Source organism: Shewanella litoralis (genome assembly GCF_009828585.1).
In the GTDB taxonomy this organism is placed as follows: domain Bacteria; phylum Pseudomonadota; class Gammaproteobacteria; order Enterobacterales; family Shewanellaceae; genus Shewanella; species Shewanella litoralis.
Map to the genome: position 1 here is coordinate 1 of NZ_WSRZ01000065.1, position 1,146 is coordinate 1,146.

Here is a 1,146-nt window from a genome sequence, read left to right on the forward strand (position 1 = left end):
GGTAACGGATACGTTTACGAGCACTTTTTTCAGATTTAGCTAATGCAGCAAGATTGATATTATTCATAAATATAGCAATAAGAGAATGACGGTTAATTAGATCATATATTTAATGTAATTGGTATGACTGAGCTAAAGACAGATATTGGTTTCATAAGCTTCATTACTTACTGGAGCAAAAGCCAACTGTCTATGTTTCAAGACCGACTGAGCTATCGGCCCATCTTAGTTTTACAGTCATCAATCCAAAGTTGAATCATATACCTGACAAGAATCTAATAAAAGATGAGTAAACTGAATATAAAATTAATTACTTTTGAACGTTCAAGTAGATATTGAAGAGGATAAATCAAGAAGTGGTGGGTCGTGAAGGATTCGAACCTTCGACCAATTGGTTAAAAGCCAACTACAGTCGTTGATTTAAACCAAAGTGACTGAGCTAACGACCCATATTGGTTTTGCAGTCATCAATCCAAAGTTGAATCATATACCTGACAAGGATCTAATAGGAGATAAGTAAACTGAATATAGAATTAGCTACTTTGGAGCTATCAAGTAAATATTGAAAAGGAGAAATCAAAAATTGGTGGGTCGTGAAGAATTCGAAATTTCGACCAATTAGTTAAAAGCCAACTGCAGTCGTTGATTTAAACCAAAGTGACTGAGCTAACGATCCATCTTGGTTTTACAGTCATCAATGCAAAGTTGAATCATATACCTGACAAGAATCTAATAAAAGATGAGTAAACTGAATATAAAATTAATTACTTTTTAACGTTCAAGTAGATATTGATTAAGTAGATATTGGAGAGGATAAATCAAGAAGTGGTGGGTCGTGAAGGATTCGAACCTTCGACCAATTGGTTAAAAGCCAACTGCTCTACCGACTGAGCTAACGACCCAACTTGGTTTTATAAGCTTTATCGCTTACTGGAACAAAAGCCAACTGTCTATGTTTCAAGACCGACTGAGCTAACGACCCATACAGGTATAACATCTAAATTCTTTAGCCACGATTTAGAAAGTGGTGGGTCGTGAAGGATTCGAACCTTCGACCAATTGGTTAAAAGCCAACTGCTCTACCGACTGAGCTAACGACCCATCTTGGTTTTTATAAGCTTTACTGCTTACTGGAACAAAAGCCAA

The 1,146-nt window shown here is 36.0% G+C and carries 4 tRNA genes; all 4 read right to left on the bottom strand.

The features are described from left to right. Positions 1 to 357 precede the first annotated feature (357 nt). Positions 358 to 449, bottom strand: a tRNA-Lys gene (locus GQA99_RS20090). A gap of 135 nt (positions 450 to 584) precedes the next feature. Then, positions 585 to 676, bottom strand: a tRNA-Lys gene (locus GQA99_RS20095). A gap of 150 nt (positions 677 to 826) precedes the next feature. Then, positions 827 to 902: transfer RNA gene (locus GQA99_RS20100), tRNA-Lys, on the bottom strand. Between the two features lie 123 nt (positions 903 to 1,025). Continuing rightward, positions 1,026 to 1,101: transfer RNA gene (locus GQA99_RS20105), tRNA-Lys, on the bottom strand. Positions 1,102 to 1,146: the final 45 nt, after the last annotated feature.